The sequence below is a fragment of the Uliginosibacterium aquaticum genome, assembly GCF_012972705.2.
Classification (GTDB): domain Bacteria; phylum Pseudomonadota; class Gammaproteobacteria; order Burkholderiales; family Rhodocyclaceae; genus Uliginosibacterium; species Uliginosibacterium aquaticum.
On the sequence record NZ_JABCSC020000001.1, the window covers coordinates 1,546,258 to 1,566,306 of the forward strand.

Genomic DNA, 20,049 nt, shown 5'->3' on the forward strand with positions numbered 1-20,049 from the left:
TGGGCCTCCTCAGTAGCTGTGGGCGCCGTGGGCGCCGAGGCTCATCTGGTACTGGAGGAAGAACTGATCGTCCTTCACGCCTTCGCGGGATTTGTCCAGCGCGTACTGCAAGCGGATGCGCGAGAACTCGGTGGGGGACCAGTCCAGCATGGTGCTGGTGCGCTTGGGCTTGTAATCGCTGTTGGCGAGGAAGGCATTGTTGCTGGCGTAATCGACTGTGCCCGAATCGAGCTGGTCGTAACGCAGGCCCACACGCCAGCGCGGCATGAACTGGAATACGCTTTGCGCATACCAGCCCGATTGTGCCGAGCGGTAGGCGTCGCTGAGATTCTGGTTGGCTGTGTCGTAAGCGAGCTCGCCCGTTTCGCGGCGACGGAAGTACTCGCCCTGCAGCTTCAGGTTCATGCGCTCGGCGTTGCCGGCCGGCGCCCACTTCCAGACGCCGTCCAGCACCCATAGCTGGCTGCGGCCGGAGAAGCTGTTGCTGACTTCGGTGCCGGTGAGATCGCTGCTGTCATAGCTGCGCTCGCGCGGGGCCGCCCGCAGCCAGCCCGCGCCGAGCTGCCAGCTGTGGCTGTCGCCCACATCGCCGCCCAGTTTGGCGAAGAGACTGGTGCTGCCGGCGCCATTCTGCTTGCGCTCTGCGCCGGGGAAGTTTTCGCCTGCGCCGAGTTCGCCGCCGAACTCGATGTAAGTGCTGGAGGGGGCCAGCCAGCGGAACTGCAGACCGTCCTGGCCATACTGGCCGCCGAGGAAGGCCTGGTAGGCCAGCGGCGCATCAACGAAATCCCAGGTGTGGGCATGCTGGCCGTTCAGGTAGCCGATGCCGGAGAAGAAGCGGCCGGCCTTGAGCTGGGTGCCGGCGGGCAGCGCGCGGGTCTGCACGAAGGCTTCCTCCACGCCGACTTCATTGTCTGCCGAGAGTGCCAGGGTGGCCTGGCCGTAGAAGTAGGGGTCGATGTTGGCGCGCAAACCCAGTTCGGTCTCGCCCAGGCTGAAGCCTTTCTTGCCCGGACCGGTCTCGTCACCGGAAGGCACGAAGTTGCTCATCTGCCAGCTGGCCGGATCGCGCGAGAGATTGGCGTAGGTGCCGGAGAGGATCAGCGAGATTTCCGGGTTGAAGGCATTGGCGGAGGCGGGTGTTGCGGGCGTCGCGGCTGCGGCGGCGACTTTTTCGGCGCTGGCCTGGGCACTCTGGCTGGCTTGCTCGGCGGTGCCCTGAACCTTCTGGAGGCGGGCTTCAAGCTCGCGGATGCGCGCTTCGTAGCCCTGGCGCAGGGCGTCGATCTCCTGGCGGATCTGGTTCAGATCGGTGGCGTTGGTGGGCGTGGCGGAATAGGCGGGGGCGGCGCTCAGGGCGAGCACGGCCAGGGCAATCGAGTTGCGGCGGAACATGGGGAATCCTCGTGAAATACGCTGTGGCGCCCGGTATCGGACGCGGGGGGCCGAACCGTGCAAAGGCGGGCTCGGCTGGCAAAGCGGATCAGGCGAGAAGGGCGGGGGGTGCGCGCGAGCGATAGTGCGGCAGCGTGCTGTGCGCGAGGTGCTGAGCGGGAGCGATGAAGCTGATGTGGGTAACGGGCTGGAGGAGCCCGAAGCTTGCCTGGCCGGGCGCAGCCGCGTCGAAAACGGCGAAGGCCAGGCAGAGGGTGCAGGCTTGTTCGCCAGCCGGGTGTTTCCCCCCTTGAGGCAGGTGCTGCACCGTGCTGAGTGCTTCTTCGGCATGCCCCAGTGCATGCAGCAGGCTGCCCTGCAGCGAGAGCAGGAGGGCGCAGGTGAGCAGCAGGGACAGGAGGGGCCGGAGCGGGCGACGCAGCATGGCCGGCAGGATACGGGGAAGCTGATTTACATGCAACGTTGTTGCATGTGTGGTTTTGCGGGGCCGAATGCGCCTGAAGTGCTGCTCAGCATGCCTGCCAGGCAGGTGAACGCTCGATCAGCGCATCGGCATAGTCGTTGCAGCGGCGCAGCGTTGAACTCTCCAGCTCGCGCAGCCAGCGCTCCGGCAGGCCGGCCTCGCCCACCAGTGCGCCCATCACCATGCCCGCTATCGCGCCGGTGGTGTCGGCATCGCCGCCGCAATTGACCACGTGCACCAGGGCGGACTCAAAGTTGTCGTTGAAGGCGATTCCGCGCAGCACCACGCGCATGCTGTCCACAATGTAGCCGCTGGGGTTCTCGGCGGGTTTGGTGCGGAACTGGAAGAGCGGGAATTCGCGTACTAGCAGATTGGCCTGGGCCATCACGGCGCGCAGGCCACCGCCGCCAGCCTTGCCGACGATGCCGGCCTGCACCATGTTGACCACTGCCAGGGTGGCAGCGTCGGTGAGGATGTTGTGATGGGTGACGCGGGCCTGGGCCAGGGTGGCACGGCCGACCGTATCGGCCGGCGCGCCGAGCAGCGCGATGGCCGTGGGGGCGCAGCGCATGGTGGCACCATTACCGGCGTCCTCCGAATACGGCGTGCAGGCCAGACCGGTGTTGCGGAAGCGGGCGATGCCGCGGCGCACGGTGTGGCCGATGTCCACCGGTTTGGCGCGCATCCAGGCATCGAAGGCGCGGGCGTAGTCCTCGGCAGACGGTGCGTGATGATGGGTGAGCCAGGCTTCAGCGAGGGCGAAGGCCATGGTGGTGTCATCCGTGACCTGGCCCGGTGCGAGGCGCAGCCAGCCGCCGCCGCGAATACGATCGTGGCGCCCATACTGGCTGCGGATCTCGCGTGGCGTCATGAACTCCACCGTGGCGCCGAGCGCATCACCCAGCGCCAGGCCCAGCATGGCGCCACGGGCGTGGCTGCGCAGGCGCAGGCGTTCCGGATGGCTGCTGATGCCACGCAGGCTCAGCGCGATGGACTGGAACAGGGGCAGGGTGGCGAGCATGGCGGCGTGGCTCAGCCGCCGCAGGTTGCTTCAACGGCGCTGCAGGATTCGCCCACAGCCTTTACGCCCAGGCCGATCAGGGCATCAAGGCGCTCGGTATCGAAACCGGCGACGCAGGTCGTGCCAATCTGAAGCAGCGGGCGGCGGATCAGCAGGGGCTCGGCGATCATTGCGCGCAGGGCCGAGCTGGTATCAAACATGCCCGGGATCACTTCGCCAGATTTCACGCGTGGGGCGTTGTGGTTGAACCAGTCGCGTACCGGCAGATCGATGAAGAAATCCAGCAGGCGCTGGGCACTCCAGGGTTCGCGCAGCAGGTCGTGGACGATGAGCTCATGGCCGGCGGCCAGCAGCGCGACCTTTTGCCGGGCATTGGTGCGGCAGCCCGGTTTCTCCCAGAAGTGAACGGTGGCCATCTCATGCTCCTTTCCGTATTTCGGGTGCTGCCAGCGCAGCGATGCAAGCCGTGAGCGAGCCGGGCGGATTCAGTGCGACCCCCAGCTCGTCGAGGATCACGCCTTCAACCGGACAGATTGCCGCGCACTGCGGTGTGGCATACGCCTCCACACATTCGGTGCATAAAGCGCCATCGATCAGGAAATGCGGACTGGCCTCAAGGATGGCCTCATTCGGGCACACGGGCAGGCAAGCCCAGCAATTGACGCAACCTTCAACGATTTCGAGTGCCATGCATGGACCTCTTGCTGGCTTGGCTCAAGCCATTCATTGCAGGTTTCATGCCCGCATCTGTTCCGCGAACGGAGCCCGCTCGAGCTTGCCCGCAGCCAGCATCTCCTGCCAGACACTCATCACCGCAGCCTCGATCCCTTCCATGGCGTGCTCGCCATTGGGCTGGATGCCTGCCGCTTCGAGCTTGCTCCAGGGCTCGAAGCCGATGCGCGAGCACAGCACCACTTCGCAGTCCGCCAGGGTGGCGATGGTGCGGGCCAAGGTGTTTTCGGCTTCGCCGCACTCGCTCTCGCCGCCGCAGTATTGCGCGGCGCGGCGCGAGCCCAGAAAGCGCACGCCGGCACTGCTGGCCTCGTAGATCAGGAATTCGCGCGCATGGCCGAAGTGCTGATTGACCAGATCCTGCCCGCTGCTGGCAACCGCCATCTGCACCGGGCGTCCGCGGCTCGGCGCCTTGATCTGCACCACCGGCGCAGCTTGGCGGGCGGCTCGTTTCGCTTCCAGCTCGGCATTGATCGAAGCGCGCAGGGCCACGCGGCGCGCCATTGCGGCCACTTCATCGATCTCCATGGCCTCGATCTTGTCGAGCGTGAATTCAGCGCCGCGATCCTCGCCGAGCATGCCTACCGCATCGGCGCGGCACTGGCGGCAGTGGCGCATCATGTTCATGTCGCCTGCGCAGGCGTCCTGCAGGGCCTGCAGCTCGGCCGGGGTCGGGCCGCGCTGGCCGCTGAGACCGAAGTGGGTGCCGTGCTCGGCCTCCGAGATCAGCGGCATCACGTTGTGCAGGAAAGCACCTTTGGCGCGCACCACACGCGAGACTTCCTTCAGATGCTCATCGTTGATGCCGGGGATCATCACCGAATTGACCTTCACCAGGATGCCGCGCGCCACCAGCATCTCGAGGCCCTTCTGCTGCTGGGCGATGAGGATCTCGGCGGCCTCGCGGCCGGTGACGCGGCGATGCTCCCAGAAGATCCACGGATAGATCTGTGCGCCCACGTCCGGATCGATGCAGTTGATCGTGATGGTGACGTGATCCACATTGGCGGCAGCGATCTGATCCACGTACTGCGGCAGCATCAGGCCGTTGGTGGAGAGGCAGAGCTTGATGTCCGGTGCGCGCTGCTGCAACTCGCGGAACACTTCAAAGGTTCTGGCCGGATTGGCCAGGGCGTCGCCCGGCCCGGCGATGCCCAGCACGCTCATCTGCGGGATCGCCGCGGCGACAGCCAGGGTTTTCTTGATTGCCTGAGCAGGGCTCAGCACTTCGGATACCACTCCCGGGCGCGATTCATTGCTGCAGTCGTACTTGCGATTGCAGTAGTTGCACTGGATGTTGCAGGCGGGTGCCACCGCCACATGCATGCGGGCAAAGTGATGATGGGCTTCCTCGGAGTAGCAGGGGTGATCCTGCACCTTCTTATGGATGTCGGCGGTGAGGCCGGCCATCTGGGAGGGCTTGCTGCCACAACTGCCGGCGCTGCAACCGGAATGGGCGGGCGGCGCGCTGAGCGGAGTGCCGAGAATCTGGGAAAGGCTGGGGGCGGACATGCTGGACTCCCGATGTGCTGTTTGCGAAGAGTTCAGCAAATGCCGTGCCCATGAGCAGAAGCCTTTACGGATCAACGGCTTGTCGGCGAGGTGGAGGCTTTGTGTCGGCTTGGTGACAGAGCTGTTTGTGGGGAAGGGCACAGCGGCCCGGCGCGCGCTTGCCTGCGCGGCAGACCATCCGGTCTGACAGGCTTGTCACGTATGATGCGTGCCCGCTGTCTTTGAGCCAGACCCCAACATGAGATTCGACCTGAAGGTTCCCTTTGCGGAAAAGGATGCTGCCAAGAAACTGGGCGCCCGCTGGGACGCGGCCAACAAACTCTGGTACGTGATGGACAAGGAAGACATGGCGCCCTTCGCGAAGTGGTCGCCCAGCCCGCGCGATGCAGCGAGTGCCACCGCCCCGCAAAGTCGTGCGCCGGCAAAATCCCAGATGGAAACCAGCGGCAAACTGCATGTGGGCAGCCAGTACGTGGAGCGGCCGCGTGTGTGCGAATGCCTGCCCTGGGAAGACTGTGCCACTTGCCGCGCGCTGAACTGATCGCGGCAGGCGGGGTTCAGTACCGCTCCGTCGGGCGTCTGGTGTCTACTGCCTGGGCGTCGAGGGGGAGTATGGAGGGTTTCAGATCCATCCCGAGCCGGCGCAGAAGAGCCTGGGTGAGCCAGACACATACGGCACCGAGGACCATGCCGCCAGCCCCGTCGAGAATGTAGTGCCAGCCCAGTACAACCGTCGATGACCAGACGAGGATTACCCAAGGAATCGTGATCCATGCCGTCCAGCGTGCGCCGCGGGCCAGCCACCAGGCGGTCACCGAGACCATAGCAACATGCAGGCTTGGCATGGCGGAAACCCCTCCGAGCAGGACTCCGCCGGCGTGCATGGCCTGCTCTGGCGGCAAGGCCATGATTCCCGAGACCAAGCGCATGGCTTCGGCGCTCACCGAGCCCGCAAGATAGCCGAAGAGTCCGGGCTTGAAGAAGGCCGGCCCCATCACCGGATTCAGGACCCCCAGCAAGCGTCCGATGTAGAACAGTGTGATCATCGTGACGCAGTAATGCAGCATGATGCGCGGCCCGCGCGCGATCACGATCAGCGCGAAAGCAGCAGTGATTTCGATGCCCCAGGCACTGTGGTAGAGCCGATCCCATGCAACAGGATTGATCTGCAGGGCCGTGATCCGTTCAAGTACACCACCTTCGAGCTGCCACAAAAAAGCATCGCGCCAGTGTGAGCTTTGCGCGAGCAACTCCATATTGAGCAGGGTGACGTTCGAGGTGCCCAGGATCGCAACCGCTGTTGCGAGCAGCAACCCGACAGGGATCAAGCCGCAATTGAAAAACCGCTTCGGGCGCACAGCTTCCACGCTGACGGGTGCGGCCCCGGGCCTGCCCGTGATTCGCCAGACAGCTTCCGCGAGCAGGCCGAGCGCGATCAGGGAACCATCCCATACGATGCCCAGGAGCAGCAGCATGACCAGTAGCAGGAACAGCAGTATGGGCGTGTCGGGGAACCAGAGCACGAATGGCGCGCCTGCTGTGCTGGCCAGCAGCAGCGTCAGAAGTGAAAAGACAGCATGCAACGCACCGATGACCGCAAAAGCCCGCAGGGGCACGGTGTCTGTCATATCTTCGGGCCTTTCCGGATGACGAGACGCGTGAGGGTCACCACGGTCATCGCAAGCAGGCTGCCGGCAAGAACGTCTGCCGGGTAATGCGCACCGACCCAGATGCGGGACACACATACCAGCAGGGCGAAGGTCACCAGGCTTGCCTGGGCTGCGCGCGTGATGCCGGGAATCAACGCAACTGCTAGCAGAACGGCGAAGGCCGCGTGTCCGGATGGAAAGGATTGCTGCGTGTCCGGTGTGCCCAGCAGATTCACCGCCGCATTCCCCAGGACCTGGGCGGGACGTGGGAAGTCGAAGCCGCTCTTCAGTGCCGGGACCAGAAGCATCGAGACCAGGACATAGCTGAGCGCGAATATCGCCACGTTTCTGAGCGGTAGTGAGGCAGGCCGCGCATGGCTCCAGACGAGAGCGACGGCGAGGTAGAAGGGGTAGAGGGCAGGGTGGCCCAGATTTGTGATCCCGAGCATCAGAGCGTCCAGTGCCGGTGCGTGGTATCCGTTGATGAGCAGGAAGCACTGGGTATTGAGGCCGGACCAGTCATACCAGATGTCGTGCGGAGACAAGGTGAGCTCGCGGTCGGGAAGTCAGGGTGATTTCAATATATTTGTTGCGGTGGGAAATGCACTGCGACCTGACCGCGAGTCAGGGGCTCTCTGCGCCTGCGACCTGCTGCCGAACCGCTGCGCTTGCAGCGCCTAACCCGGGTCAGACGGGGCATGCCTATGTGCTGGACAGCACTGGCGCGATGTGGCCCGCCTGGGCTGGCAGCTATTTTTCGAGAATGAAGGGCAGGGGCCTGAGTCGGGCGCTGCGATGTGCGTCGTGAACCGGCAGATACAGTTCGAAGCGGCTCTCCAGTACTGAAGGCAGGTACTGTGCATTCCGGCAACGGCGCAGCCACGCTCCGTCCGCCAGCATCCAGCCGGTCTCCTGTTCGATGCGTTGCTCTAGCGCCTGTCGGGTGGGCAGCGGAATGCCGGTCTGAAAACTGAATACGGCATATGTCGTTGCGCTCAGGTTCCCGCTGTCCAGCCCCGGGATGCGGGCTTCAAGCGGTTTGCTCAGCAGGCTTGCCTGGACATTTACCCGGTGGCTTTCGCGGGGGGCGTAGAGCTTGGCCTCGACATCGACCAGCCAGCCAAAGCGTTTGTGCCGGGCGATGCCTGTATGCATCGCCCGCGCGCGTAATTCGTTCGAGGCGTGCTGCAACTCGGCGGCTGCGCCGGCATAGGGAATGAACTGGATCGGCATGGCGGGCAGGGCCTCAATGCGCAGGGGAGCCCGGGTCGGGCGTTGAAGGTCGCGGCAGGTCGAAGGGGCTTGCCCGTGCACACGCTGGAAGGCCCGGCTAAAAGCCTGGGCCGATCCGTAGCCGGCATCCAGGGCGACGTCCAGCAAGGGGCGCTGGGCCTGCGCCATGATCTGCTGCTTTGCCCGCAACAGGCGCAGGCGCCAGACGCGACTCATCGGCGTTTCCTGCGCATAGGCCTGAAAGCTGCTGTCGAGCCGGTGCCGGCTCATGCAGGCGAGCTCTGCGAGTTCCGCAAGTGTCAGTGCATCATCCAGATGCATATCGATGTGACGGGCCAGCGCTCCGAAACGTGAGATCTGGCGTAGTTGCGGGCCTATGTCCATGCGTTTTTCATCCTGGGGGGAACTGGATCCGGGCAATTCCGGTTAAAGACGACTGGCGTAGTGATGATACTTTTTCGGCATGCCCATCGATACCCACCTGCCATCCATACCGAGCCGGAATCCCTTCCGCTTTGTCGCCGATTCGATGTTGTTTTTTCTTGCCGAGGATCGCCGGAGCTACTTGACTCACATGCCGCTGGTGCTGGTGACGGAAACGGGCGAGTTGCTGCAGCCCTTCCTAAATGGTGTACTGATCAGCTGGCTGATGGCCCATCAGCCGGGTGAGAGTCTTCTTCCCCTGAGCTTGCTGATTCTCGCGCTGGCCTCTTCTCGCGGCGTGATTGCCTGGTTCCGGCTGCGCAGCAAGCGCATCCTGGGGCAGCTCGCCCTCAACTGCCGTTACCGCGCGCGGGTCTGGGGTTTTGAGCGGCTGGTGGGCTTCTCGATGCACTGGCATCACCAGGAATCGTCTGGCAACAAGGTGCAGCGCTTGATCACCGGGGCTGACGCCGTACGTGACTGGGGAAACTTTCACAATGAAATCGCTGCGCCCCTCTCATCGATGCTGGGGGTGGTGGTGGCGTGTGCCTTCATCAGTCCGTATTTCATTCTCTTCGTCGCGTATTTCGTCGCCGGCATGTTTCTGATTGAGCATGTGTATGACAAAAAAATTGCCCGCCTCAGCCACCAGATCAACAGCGGGCATGAACATGCCTGTGCGGCCCTGGTGGAGGGGGCAAGCAGCATGCTGACCATCAAGGCGAGCGGCGCCGGCGATATGGTGAATCAGGTTCTGGCTGGCAAGGAGGCGCGCGCCAGAAGCCTGGGGCATCAGCGGGTGGCCTTGAATGCGAGCAAGGCCATGAGTTTTCACGTGCATACCGGCCTGGCCTTCGGGGTATTCCTTACCGCCCTGTCGTGGGCCGCGCTCAGGGAGGTGATCGCGATCGGGTTCATCGTGACCTACATCCAGTATTTCAACAGCCTGCGTGCTAGCACCAATGCCTTTACCGATCGCTTCCAGGCCATGCTGGAACGCTATGCCGAACTGACACGACTGATGCCCCTGTTCGCTTCTCAGCGCGCGGAGCCCGCCCGTCTGGCGCTTTTCCCGGCTGACTGGCAGCAACTTGAGGTGTGCCAGCTCAGCTATTGCTGGGGAGACAAGCCGGCGCTGCGCGATATCAGCTTCACCCTGGCGCGCGGAGAGCGCATCGGTATCACGGGCGCCTCTGGCAGCGGCAAGTCTTCGCTTATCAAGCTTATCCTCGGCTTGTACGAGCCGGCCTCGGGCAGCATCGAACTGGATGCATTGCCGCTGGCGGCAATCTGTCAGGATGAGCTGGAACAATACGTCGCCGTGGTGCTGCAGGATGTTGAACTCTTCAACGTTTCGCTGCGTGACAACATCACCCTGCTGCGCGAACCGGACCCAGCGTTGCTGGCACGGGTCTGCGCAGCGGCGGATCTCGGTGGCCTGCTCTCGCGCTTGCCGCAGGCCTGGGATACGCCGCTTGGTGAGCGGGGCCACACACTGTCTGGCGGCGAGCGTCAGCGCGTCGGGATAGCTCGGGCGCTTTATCGCCAACCCGCCATCCTGATCCTGGATGAGGCCACTTCTGCGCTGGATGACGCGACTGAAGACCGGGTGATGCGCGGCATCCTGGCCAGCCTGCCCGCCGAGGCCAGCCTGCTGGCCATTGCTCACCGCACGCGCTCGCTGCGCGGGATGGCGCGCATCCTTCACTTGGAACACGGTGCGCTGATGAGTGACGAACGTCGCCCGTTTGGCGCTGCAGTTTCCGAGGCGGGCTCGAAGCTCACTGCGCAGACTTTGCCGGGCTGAATCCGTCTCTGGCGGAGGTGTGCCGGGATCGGCGCGGCAGAGTGGTTTTTTCATCTTTTTTACACCTGCGGCGCTAAGCTGCGGACATGTCTGGTTTCACCCACATCCGCGCCTCGTTTGCCCATCCGTTTGCCGGCTATGCCGTAGCCAGCCTCGGGGTGATCCTGCTGACGGCCATCACCTTGCCGTTGAGCCAGGCCATCGAGCCGACCAATCTGGTCATGCTCTACCTCTTGCTGGTTGTTGGCATTGCCTTGCGTTTTTCGCAGGGGCCGGCGGCCTGGTGTGCGATCAGCGGCGTGCTGGCCTTCGATTTCTTCCATATCCCGCCGCGTCTGTCGCTCGCCGTCGGGGATGTGCAATACCTGCTGACCTTTGCCGTGATGCTGCTGGTGGGCCTGCTGCTGGCGCACCTCACGGCCCGTCTGCGCGAGCAGGCGGTGTTGGCGGAGGCCGGCGAGCGTAGCGCGCAGCGTCAGTACGCGCTGGCACGTGAGCTGGCCGGCTGCATCGATCAGGCCCAGGTGCCGCCGCTGGTGGCGGCCTTCATGGCGCGTGAGCTGCAGGCACGCGCCGAGTTGTGGTGGTTGCGCAGCGATGAACGCCTGGTGTGTCTGAATGCCGGTGCGAACTCGCCTGAGGTACTACGGGCGGTGGTGGAAACCGTGCTGCGCGACGGCCAGCTGCATGAGCAGGCCGACCTCTTCGATGCCGCGCGGCGCCTCGTGCTGCTGCCGCTGGATGCGCCGATGCGCCGGCGTGGCGTGCTGCTGGTGTCGCTGCCGCAGACGCGTCTGGCGCGCCCGCAGCGCCAGATGCTGGAAGCGGTGGCCGTGCTGGTGGCGATTGCGCTGGAGCGCCTGCACTACGTGAAAGTGGCCCAGGCCGCCACCCTCGACATGGAGCGTGAGCGTCTGCGCAGCACCATTCTTTCGGCACTTTCGCACGATGTACGCACGCCGCTCACGATCATGGTCGGGCAGGCGGATGCACTGTGCGAGGCCGAGGGGGCGCCTGCCCGTGCGCTGGCGCTGGCCTTGCGCGAGCAGGCCATGCGCATGAGCGAGCTGGTCAACAATCTGCTCGATATGGCGCGCCTGCAGTCCGGCGGCATGGTGATGCGGCGCGACTGGCAATCGCTGGAGGAAATCATCGGCGCAGCTACTGCGCATCTCGGTGATCGTCTGAGCACTCACAGACTGGAAATCGCGCTTCCGCCGCAACTGCCGCTGCTGGAGTTCGATGCCGTATTGATCGAGCGCGTGCTGTGCAATCTGCTTGAGAACGCAGCCAAGTTTAGTCCCGCGGGCTGCACCCTCCGGATGGCCGCGGAGTTGCAGGCCGATGCCGTGCGGGTCAGCGTGGAAGATGAAGGCCCCGGCTTGCCGGCGGGGCAGCTGGCACGCCTGTTTGAGCCCTTCGTGCGCGGCGAGGGCGTGGCGCATGTGGCCGGCCTGGGGCTGGGTCTGTCGATTTGCCGGGTCATCGTCGAGGCCCATGGTGGACGCCTGACGGCGGCCAATCGCGAGGCGGGAGGGGCTTGTTTCGCCTTCACCCTGCCGCGCAGTGAGCCGCCGCCGCTGGCGGAAGAAGTGGAGCTTCCGGATGCTTGAAACGCCGCTGGCCCTGGTGCTGGAGGATGAGCCGCAGATCCGCAGCCTGCTCTGCGATGCGCTCGCCAGCTTGCCGCTGCGCTGTGTGGCGGCAGGTTCGATGGAGGCTGCGCGCGAAGCGCTGGCGAGCGCAATGCCGCAGATCGTGGTGCTCGATCTGGGCCTGCCGGATGGCGATGGCAAGACCTTCATCGGTGAGCTGCGCGCCTGGAGCTCGATGCCGGTGCTGGTGCTCTCCGCGCGCAGTCAGGAGCGCGACAAAATTGAGGCGCTGGATGCCGGTGCCGATGATTACCTGATCAAGCCCTTCTCGCGCGGCGAGCTGCTGGCCCGGGTGCGTGCCCTGCTGCGCCGCGCCGGGCGCAGCGAGGCGCCGCGCCTGGCCTTCGGCGAGATCGAGGTGGATTTCGTTCTGCGCCAGGTACAGCGCGCAGGTGAGGCGGTACATCTCACGCCGATCGAATACCGCCTGCTGTGCGCGCTGATCGCCGGGCAGGGCAAGGTGCTGACCCACCGCCAGCTTTTGCGCGAGGTATGGGGGCCGAGCTTGGTCGACAGCGCCCACTACCTGCGCATCTATCTGGGCCACTTGCGCCACAAGCTGGAGGCCGACCCGGCCCGGCCGCGCCACTTTCTGACGGAGACCGGTACGGGTTACCGCTTCGTTCTCTGATCCTGTTTCCCCTGATTTTTTCCGTGGAGTTCTCTTCATGAGCAGTTCCCATGGCGCTTCGGCGCAATCAATGCCCAAGCTGATGCTGGCCGCGCTGGGCGTGGTCTACGGCGATATCGGCACCAGTCCCCTGTATGCCTTGAAGGAAGCTTTTCTGCCCGGCGGAGCGCACTCACTGCCGGTGACGCTGGAGAACGTGTATGGCGTGCTCTCACTGATCGTGTGGAGCCTGCTGGTGATCGTGACCTGCAAGTACGTGCTGATCGTGCTGCGTGCCGACAACCATGGTGAAGGGGGTGTCGTGGCGCTGATGGCGCGGGTGCTTTCCAAAGCGGCGGACACGCCGCGCAAGAAGACCATTGCGGTGTCTCTGGGGATCTTCGGGGCCGCCCTGTTTTATGGAGACGGCATCATCACGCCGGCCATCTCGGTGCTCTCGGCGGTGGAGGGGCTTGAGGTGGCGACGCCGGTGCTCAAACCCTTCGTCGTGCCGCTGACCCTGCTGATCCTGATCGTGCTGTTTCTTGTGCAGCACCATGGCACCGCCAGGGTCGGCACCTTCTTCGGCCCGATCGTGGTGCTGTGGTTCCTGAGCCTCGGGGCGATTGGCCTGCACAATGTGTTGGCCCATCCTGAGGTGCTGGCTTCGCTGTCACCGCACTACGCGCTGGAGTTCGCGCTGCACAGCCCGAAACTGGCCTTCTTCGCGATGGGTGCCGTGTTCCTGACCATGACCGGTGGTGAAGCACTCTATGCCGACATGGGGCACTTCGGCGCCAAGCCCATCCGCTATGGCTGGCTGTGCCTGGTGATGCCGGCACTGGTGCTGAACTACATGGGGCAGGGGGCGCTGTTGATCAATGATCCGGCCGCTGCGGCTAATCCTTTCTATCTGTCGGTGCCCGGCTGGGCACTGTATCCGATGGTGGGTCTGGCCATGCTGGCGACCGTGATTGCCTCGCAGGCCCTGATCACCGGGGCGTATTCGGTCACCCTGCAGCTGATTCAACTGGGCCTTGCTCCGCGCATGGCGGTAAAGCACACCTCCGGCGCCCAGATCGGGCAGATCTATCTGCCTTTCGTGAATTGGGCCTTGCTGCTGCTGGTGCTGGCTACCGTGCTGGGCTTTCGCTCCTCGGGCAATCTCGCGGCGGCCTATGGCATCGCGGTGACCCTGACCATGCTGGTGACTTCGGCACTGGCCATCACGGTGGCTTTGCGCGACTGGCGCTGGCCGCCGCTGCTTGTGCTGCTGGTGTTCGCTCCGCTGGTGGCGCTTGAACTGGTCTTCCTGGCCTCGAATGGCATGAAGATTCTCGATGGAGGCTGGTTCCCGCTGGTCTTCGGGGCCGGTGTGAGCCTGCTGCTGTTCACCTGGCGGCGCGGCCGGCAATTGCTGGCTGAAGTGCAGAAGGGTGATTCGGTGCCACTCGAAACCTTTGCCCGCATGCTGGATGCCGAGCCAATCCACCGTGTGCCGCACACCGCAGTGTTCCTCAATCCACGCTCGGAGCAGATGCCCGGCGCGCTGCTGCATAACCTCAAGCACAACCTGGTGCTGCATGAGCGCACCGTGTTCGTCAGCGTGATCATCGAGTCGGTGCCGCGGGTGCCGATCGAGGATCGTGTCGAAGTGCAGCGCCTTGGCAACACTTTCTCGCGTGTGCTGGTGCGTTTCGGGTTCATGGAGGAGCCGGATTTGCCCGAGGCACTTACGCGTTGTGCCGAGCAGGGTTTGCCACTCGAGCCGCAGCAGGTCTCTTATTTCCTGAACCGTGACACGATCTTGCCCTCATCGGAAGTGCGCGGCATGGCGCTGTGGCGTGAGCGCCTGTTCGAGTTCCTGTTCCGCAATGCTTCCAGTGCGGCCAACTTCTTCAAGCTGCCCACGGCACGGGTGGTGGAGATGGGCAGCCGGGTGACAATCTGAGCTTGCCTGCGAGCCTTTTCGGGGCCGGCGGAGGAGGGCTGCTCTTACTCCGGCCTGGTCGGTTTGGCCGGGCCCGTCGCTTCCAGCAGGGTGAGCATTTCCTGATAGCCGCGGGCACGCGCCAGCTCCAGCGGGGTGAAGCCCTGGCGGTCGGTGAGCTTTGTCGAGGCGCCGGCCGTGAGCAGGGCGCGCAGGGTTTCCTGATGACGCGGGCCGCCGTCGCCGAGCACGATGGCTTCGATCACGGCGGTCCAGTGCAGGTTGTTCACATGGTCCAGCGGCGCGCCGGCATCGATCAGCTGCTTCACGACGCCGGCATGGCCGAGGTGGGCGGCGGCGATCAGGGCGGTGCCGTCGTAACGGCTGGTGATCTGGCGGGCGCTGGCGCCGAGTGTGAGCAGCAGGCGCAGGCTGTCTTCGTCGTTGGCCACGGCGGCGATGGTCACCGCGTCGTAGCGCTCGTGGTCGAGCAGATCGAGCTTCGCTCCGGCGGCTGCCAGAATGCGGAGCGCTTCGCGCTGGCGGGCGAAGGTGGCCAGATGCAGGGCGGTGCGGCCCTGCGCATCACGCGCATCGGCGGCGGCGCCGTTCTGCAGCAGCTGCTTCAGGCTGGCGATGTCACCTTTGTAGGCAGCGGCATGCAGGCCGGTGTAGCGCGCGACCTCGGCCGGGGTCGGCTGTGTTTGTGCCTGGGTGGGGGCTGCGAGCAGCAGGCAGCCGAGCGCAAGCAGCAGCGCGTGGATGCGGGTGACGAGCGAAGACATGGCGATACTCCTTCCGGCCAGCAGCAGGCCCGCCCCTGGCGGGGCGGGTGGTGTTCTCAGAGGCTGTTCACGATCTCTGCGGAGCGGTGGGTAGGGCGGGCTTCAGCCCGCCAGGTGCGGTTAAAACCGCGGCTACCTCCTGCTCTGAGCAGCCTTAGTAGTCTCTTACTTGAGCTGGTCCTTGACCTTGTCCAGCGCGGCGAGGGCGCACTGCTCGTCGAGGTGGCCACCCGGCGCGCCGCCCACGCCGATGGCGCCGATCACTTCATTGCCGACCTTGACCGGCACGCCCCCGCCGAGCAGCAGGTAGCCGGGGATGTGCACCAGATTGGCGGCGGCGGGGTTCTTCTGCGCGCCTTCCATCATGGCGAGGGTGGTGTTCTTGGCCGAAGCGGAAGTCCAGGCTTTCTGCAGGCTGGCATCCAGCGTATGCGGGCCGGCGTTGTCGGCGCGCTGCACGGCGCGGGTGCTGCCGGCGCGATCCACCACGGTGGCGGTGACGGCATAGCCATTCGCGGCGCAGGCGGCGACGCTGGCGCCGGCGAGCTGGTTGGCGAGTTCCAGCGACATGTTCTTCTCGCTGCGCACGAGGCTGCTCTGGGCGCTGGCGAAGGATGAGGCGGTGAGCAGGGCGATCAGGCTCAGGGTGTGGATCCTGCGCATGGGGTTCTCCTCGGGTTGGGGCGCCGCCAGTGCGGCTGCCATGGAGGGAACTTTAGGGATCCGGCGGCGCGGCGCCCATTCGTAGGGCTACGCGCAACACTCCGTAGATCTACGGAGTGCCGCCCTCGGCCGCTTCCACGAGGCTCGCATACTGGCGGATCAGCTGGGCGAGGGATTCGGCCTGCAGCTTGGCGAAGAGGTTGGCGCGGTGGGTTTCCACGGTGCGCGGCGAGAGCGCCAGCGCGCGACCGATTTCCTTGTTGGTCAGGCCGGCCACGATCAGGCCCAGTACCTCGCGCTCGCGCTCCGATAGCTGAGCGTAGCGCTCCTGGGCCGCGCGATCGGCCGAGTTGCGCTGGCGTGACTGCACATGCTGGCGCACCGCGTTCTGCAGGGTCTCCAGCAGCTGATCGTCATCCACTGGTTTCTCGAGGAACTCGGCGGCGCCAGCTTTGAAGGCGCGCCGACACAGATCGACCGTGCCATGGCCGGTGAGCATGATCACCGGCTGGTCGACGCCCTCGGCGATCAGCTGGTCGAGCACGCTCAGGCCGCTGATGCCGGGCATGCGCACGTCGAGCAGGATGGCGCCAATGCCTTCGCGCGCAAAGCCGGCGAGAAAAGCCTGCGGCTCGGCCCAGGTCTCTACGCGCAGGCCCACGGTGGAGATCAGCAGCGCGAGGCTTTCACGCACGGCGGCATCGTCGTCGATCAGATGGATCAGGGGTGAGAGTGGGGTCGTCATGCAGCCTCGGCAGCGGGAAGCGTGAGGATGAAGCAGGCGCCTTGCGGTGGATTGGCCTCGGCCCGCAAGCTGCCGCCCATGCTGAGCGCAAGGGTCTCGCACAGGCTGAGCCCGAGGCCCAGCCCGCCGGCGCGGGTCGTGTAGAAGGGTTCAAAGAGGTGCTGCATCACCTCCTCGGGGATGCCCGGGCCGCTGTCGCGCAGCTGCAGTTCGATGAAGCCTTCCCTGCGCTTGATGTCGATGCGCAGGCTGCGTTGCCCGGCGGGCACCTGATCGAGCGCCTGGAAGGCATTCATGAGCAGGTTGTGCAGGATCTGCTCCAGCGCGACCGGTTCGGCGCGCGCCCAGCAGACACTTTCGGTCGGCAACTGCGGTGCGATGCCCCGGCGCAGGGTTTCCGGTTCGAGCAGGTGCAGCACGTTGCGCAGGCTGGCCAGCAGGTCGAGCGACACGATGCCGCTGCCGGCTTCCGGGCGCTCCACCACGCGGCGCAGGCGGCCCACCACCTCGCTGGCGCGGCGGGCCTGCTCCACCGCTTGCGTCATGGCCTGGCGGGCGGTGTCGAGTTCCGGCGGCTCGTCGGCCAGCAGGCGGCACGCGGCCTGGGTATTGGCGAGCACGGCAGTGAGCGGCTGGTTGAGTTCGTGGGCCATGCCGGCGGCCAGCTCACCCAGCGAATTGAGGCGCGCCACCTGACCCATGCGCAGCAATTCCTCGGCGCGCTGGCGGGCGATCTGCTGTTGCCGCACCCGCCAGGCGAGCGCCAGCCCCAGTGCGACCAGCAGCGTCCAGCCCAGCATGAGCCCCCAGGGCAGCTCGGGCCAGCCGATGCTGCGCCGGGCCACCACGTTGAAGGGCTGGCTGGCGGCCGCCAGATGCTTCTCGAACGCGAACTGCCAGCCGCCGGCATGCAGACGCCCCGGCTGGATCAGGAAGACTTCGCCGGCATGCTGCAGCTCGACGCGCATCGGACTTTGCTGCGGATCCCCCGGCCATTCCTCGCGCGGCAGCATCTCGCGCAGGCCGATGTCGAGCGCATGGCTGGCGGGCAGTCCGGCCAGCAGCAGGGTGTAGCGGCCGCGGGCAAAATCCTGCCCGGCCAGCGCCACTCTTTGAGTCTGGCGCGAGGCGGCCTCGGCGGCGCTCAGGCGGGCTTCCGGCCAGCTTGCTCCGTCGGCGCGACGGCGCACCGCGAGAATCTGGGAGTACACGGCTGAGAGGCGATCCTCGCCCTGCTCCGGCTGGAGCAGCGAGAGCGTGGCGAGAATCGCTTCGTGCTGCACCACGCGCTGGCTCAGCACGCGATGCACGATGCGCGCGTCGGTCTCGAAGGCGGCGCGCAAGGAATCCAGCGCTTGTTGCCCGATCAGCAGCGCGCCGCCCAGTGCCAAGGTGATGCCGGCCAGCAACCACCAGCGCAGCTGCAGGAGGGCACGGAAGATGCGAAGGCGATCCATGCCAGCATTGTGGCACGGGAAAAACCATCTGCCAGAGCTGGCAGTGATGGCTCGGGCCGGGCCTGCCGGATGCAGGGCCGGCCCGGTTTCAGACGGGCAGCGGACTGCCCGGGGTGGCGCTCAGTCCAGGCGGACCAGTACGCGGGCCCAGGATGTGATGCCTTCGGGCCGGTTGCGGACGCCAAACTCAGGCAGAACTTTGAACTCAAGGCCCAGCTCGCCATTCTCGTCCTGCCAGTTGATGGCCGGGCCAAGAGCAAAGGCGCGTGCCTTGTTGCCGGTGGAAGGTGCGCCGGGACCGCTGTCATTTGTGGTCTGGATGATGGCGTAGCCTTGCAGGCCCATGCGCCAGCTCTCGGCGAGCTTGTAGAGCACCGAGCCATCGGCATGGAAGTACTGGCCGGAGCGGTAGTCCGTGGCGGTGTTGCGGGTGTTGAAATTGTAGGTGCTGCGCAGGCCCAGCTCCCAGCCCGATTCGGTGACCAGGCCGGTGGTGACGACCGGGCGGAAGGTCCAGAACTTGCCTGCGCCCGGGTTGGCGATGCGGTTCTTGTCGTAGTCGCCGGTAGGCGCAACGATGCCAAAGGCCAGTGCTGTGCGGCTGCTCTCGCCTTGCCAGTCAATGAAGGGCGAGACTTCGATATCACCGAGACCGAACTTCTGGCCAGAGGATGCTTGCCCGGCGCTGGCCAGGGCGGCATTGACGCGCGCCTGCATGGCTGCTGGCACATCGTCAGCACTCAGTTCGGTCTCCACTTCGTAGTTCACCAGCGGCAGGGTGGCCGACACGCCCAGGCGACCTTCGCCGAGACGGGATTCAGTCAGCCAGGTGGCGCGCGTGGCCAGCACCTGGGCCCTCACGGAAGTGTCTTGCTTGATCTTCAGACCGGGCAGGGACGGATCGCTGACCTGTGGCGGCGAGTTGCCGTCGTTGTCGCGGTACTTGTCTGCGCTGTAGGACTGCAGCGAAGTCTGTAGATAGAAGCCGGGCATGAGGGGGGCCGTCATGTCCTGACCGGGCATGCCCAGCAATGCGCGCAGCTGGCCGCGCTCGGTGGCCGATGCCGGCAGACATGCCGCCGTCAGTGCAACTGCCGTGAATATATTCGTCGCCTTAATTAACTTCATATAGGAACCTGATTCTCGTTGGAAAATTTACTGCTACTACTTTAGTAATAATCTTTGATTTCTGTTTTGTTGGCAAAGTATTTATACTCGAGCGCTGAAGCGGAGGACAAAATCCGCTCGCCCTAATTAGAGAGACTTAAAATGAACAGCAAGCAGATTTTAAATATCCTTTTTGCGGGAGTGGTTTTTCTCGCGTCTTTTCCGGCGGGTGCCCAGCTTTCTGCTGCGGCACAGAGCGCCTCTGCCGCTGCGGTTCCCGTTTTCGATGTGGGCGGCACGCTGTTTGAAATGAGTGCCAATGTGGCAGGTGCTAACCTGATTCTGAACGGCGCCAGTGATTCCACCATGCTGTCGGCAAGGGCGACGGCAGTCGGCATGTATCTGACAGATCGGCGCAATACCCCTGAGGCGGCCATGGCCTTGAAGGGGGCGAAGCGCATGCGTCTGGTGGCGCTGCGCGATATTCAGTCAAAAGATCTGGCGAGCGTGCTGCTGGATCGCATTCGGAATAATTCGACACCGGAAGAAACTATTTCGAATATGTCGCAGATAGGCGCGCTGGGTCGGATATTTGGCACGCGGGCCAAACTGCTGAAAGGCGATGTCGTGACAATTGACTGGATTCCGCAAGGCCAGAATACGGTTTTCAAGATCAATGATCAGGAAATTGGGAATCCCATTCCTGGCGAGGGTTTTTATCCGCTGATGATGAAAGTCTGGCTGGGGCCGAAAGTGCGCGAAACCACCCGTAATAATCTGCTGGGCATTGGCGTAGCGAAATGATCGCTGCGGGGGACGCTGAACGCGTCCGCCGTCATGGCGTCCTGCGCTCTCCCTGCTG

The 20,049-nt window shown here is 64.8% G+C and carries 20 protein-coding genes; 6 read left to right on the forward strand and 14 right to left on the reverse strand.

What is annotated here, in order from left to right:
- Positions 1–9 precede the first annotated feature (9 nt).
- From HJ583_RS06880 to nifB, 6 genes are all read right to left on the reverse strand, one after another.
- On the reverse strand, positions 10–1,395 hold the full coding sequence (locus tag HJ583_RS06880) for a TonB-dependent receptor (RefSeq protein WP_170021193.1): 1,386 nt from the start codon (positions 1,393–1,395) through the stop codon (positions 10–12).
- An 88-nt stretch (positions 1,396–1,483) separates the two neighbouring features.
- Positions 1,484–1,819, reverse strand: a complete 336-nt coding sequence (locus HJ583_RS06885; RefSeq protein WP_170021194.1) for a hypothetical protein — start codon at positions 1,817–1,819, stop codon at positions 1,484–1,486.
- 85 nt (positions 1,820–1,904) lie between these two features.
- Positions 1,905–2,879 carry an ADP-ribosylglycohydrolase family protein gene (locus HJ583_RS06890; RefSeq protein WP_170021195.1) on the reverse strand — a complete coding sequence of 325 codons (975 nt, stop codon included), beginning with the start codon at positions 2,877–2,879 and terminating at the stop codon, positions 1,905–1,907.
- An 11-nt stretch (positions 2,880–2,890) separates the two neighbouring features.
- Positions 2,891–3,295: a thioredoxin domain-containing protein gene (locus HJ583_RS06895; RefSeq protein ID WP_101942982.1), complete on the reverse strand. Its 405-nt coding sequence runs from the start codon at positions 3,293–3,295 to the stop codon at positions 2,891–2,893.
- A 1-nt stretch (position 3,296) separates the two neighbouring features.
- Positions 3,297–3,569 (reverse strand): 4Fe-4S dicluster domain-containing protein, encoded by a 273-nt coding sequence (locus HJ583_RS06900; RefSeq protein ID WP_101942980.1) that lies wholly within the window; start codon positions 3,567–3,569, stop codon positions 3,297–3,299.
- A gap of 45 nt (positions 3,570–3,614) precedes the next feature.
- Entirely contained in the window at positions 3,615–5,123 is a 1,509-nt protein-coding gene (gene nifB / locus HJ583_RS06905; RefSeq protein WP_170021196.1) for a nitrogenase cofactor biosynthesis protein NifB, read from the reverse strand.
- A 238-nt stretch (positions 5,124–5,361) separates the two neighbouring features.
- Here nifB and HJ583_RS06910 point away from each other — a divergent pair, with 238 nt between their 5' ends.
- The gene (locus HJ583_RS06910; protein WP_170021197.1) at positions 5,362–5,664 is read left to right on the forward strand and encodes a DUF5710 domain-containing protein; all 303 of its coding nucleotides are present in this window, start codon (positions 5,362–5,364) and stop codon (positions 5,662–5,664) included.
- A gap of 16 nt (positions 5,665–5,680) precedes the next feature.
- On the opposite strand, the gene HJ583_RS06915 is transcribed toward HJ583_RS06910, so the two are convergent.
- The 3 genes from HJ583_RS06915 to HJ583_RS06925 form a co-directional block, all read right to left on the reverse strand.
- A complete protein-coding gene (locus HJ583_RS06915; protein ID WP_170021198.1) occupies positions 5,681–6,751 on the reverse strand; it encodes a phosphatase PAP2 family protein in 1,071 nt (356 codons plus the stop codon).
- Positions 6,748–7,317 (reverse strand): phosphatase PAP2 family protein, encoded by a 570-nt coding sequence (locus tag HJ583_RS06920; RefSeq protein ID WP_170021199.1) that lies wholly within the window; start codon positions 7,315–7,317, stop codon positions 6,748–6,750. Before HJ583_RS06920 ends, HJ583_RS06915 begins: the two co-directional genes overlap by 4 nt.
- 205 nt (positions 7,318–7,522) lie before the next feature.
- Entirely contained in the window at positions 7,523–8,389 is an 867-nt protein-coding gene (locus HJ583_RS06925; protein ID WP_170021200.1) for a helix-turn-helix domain-containing protein, read from the reverse strand.
- Between the two features lie 79 nt (positions 8,390–8,468).
- On the opposite strand from HJ583_RS06925, the gene HJ583_RS06930 reads away from it, so the two are divergent.
- The 4 genes from HJ583_RS06930 (at position 8,469) to HJ583_RS06945 (ending at position 14,451) form a co-directional block, all read left to right on the forward strand.
- Positions 8,469–10,235, forward strand: coding sequence for an ABC transporter ATP-binding protein (locus tag HJ583_RS06930; RefSeq protein ID WP_170021201.1), 1,767 nt, complete (start codon positions 8,469–8,471; stop codon positions 10,233–10,235).
- Positions 10,236–10,321: 86 nt separating this feature from the next.
- Positions 10,322–11,848: a DUF4118 domain-containing protein gene (locus tag HJ583_RS06935; protein WP_170021202.1), complete on the forward strand. Its 1,527-nt coding sequence runs from the start codon at positions 10,322–10,324 to the stop codon at positions 11,846–11,848.
- Positions 11,841–12,521, forward strand: coding sequence for a response regulator (locus tag HJ583_RS06940; RefSeq protein WP_170021203.1), 681 nt, complete (start codon positions 11,841–11,843; stop codon positions 12,519–12,521). Before HJ583_RS06935 ends, HJ583_RS06940 begins: the two co-directional genes overlap by 8 nt.
- Positions 12,522–12,558: 37 nt before the next feature.
- Positions 12,559–14,451 carry a potassium transporter Kup gene (locus HJ583_RS06945; RefSeq protein WP_235943706.1) on the forward strand — a complete coding sequence of 631 codons (1,893 nt, stop codon included), beginning with the start codon at positions 12,559–12,561 and terminating at the stop codon, positions 14,449–14,451.
- A 44-nt stretch (positions 14,452–14,495) separates the two neighbouring features.
- Here HJ583_RS06945 and HJ583_RS06950 read toward each other — a convergent pair whose 3' ends face one another.
- The 5 genes from HJ583_RS06950 to HJ583_RS06970 all read right to left on the reverse strand — a co-directional run bounded on the left by HJ583_RS06950 (position 14,496) and on the right by HJ583_RS06970 (position 19,208).
- The gene (locus HJ583_RS06950; protein WP_170021204.1) at positions 14,496–15,215 is read right to left on the reverse strand and encodes an ankyrin repeat domain-containing protein; all 720 of its coding nucleotides are present in this window, start codon (positions 15,213–15,215) and stop codon (positions 14,496–14,498) included.
- 165 nt (positions 15,216–15,380) lie between these two features.
- On the reverse strand, positions 15,381–15,878 hold the full coding sequence (locus HJ583_RS06955; protein WP_170021205.1) for a GlcG/HbpS family heme-binding protein: 498 nt from the start codon (positions 15,876–15,878) through the stop codon (positions 15,381–15,383).
- Between the two features lie 109 nt (positions 15,879–15,987).
- Positions 15,988–16,623, reverse strand: a complete 636-nt coding sequence (locus HJ583_RS06960) for a response regulator transcription factor (RefSeq protein WP_170021206.1) — start codon at positions 16,621–16,623, stop codon at positions 15,988–15,990.
- The gene (locus tag HJ583_RS06965) at positions 16,620–18,080 is read right to left on the reverse strand and encodes a sensor histidine kinase (protein ID WP_170021207.1); all 1,461 of its coding nucleotides are present in this window, start codon (positions 18,078–18,080) and stop codon (positions 16,620–16,622) included. Before HJ583_RS06965 ends, HJ583_RS06960 begins: the two co-directional genes overlap by 4 nt.
- A gap of 120 nt (positions 18,081–18,200) precedes the next feature.
- Complete coding sequence (locus tag HJ583_RS06970; RefSeq protein WP_170021208.1) at positions 18,201–19,208, reverse strand: SphA family protein; 1,008 nt, start codon at positions 19,206–19,208, stop codon at positions 18,201–18,203.
- Positions 19,209–19,349: 141 nt separating this feature from the next.
- Between HJ583_RS06970 and HJ583_RS06975 the strand changes: the two genes are divergently transcribed.
- Positions 19,350–19,991 carry a chalcone isomerase family protein gene (locus HJ583_RS06975; RefSeq protein ID WP_170021209.1) on the forward strand — a complete coding sequence of 214 codons (642 nt, stop codon included), beginning with the start codon at positions 19,350–19,352 and terminating at the stop codon, positions 19,989–19,991.
- Positions 19,992–20,049 lie beyond the last annotated feature (58 nt).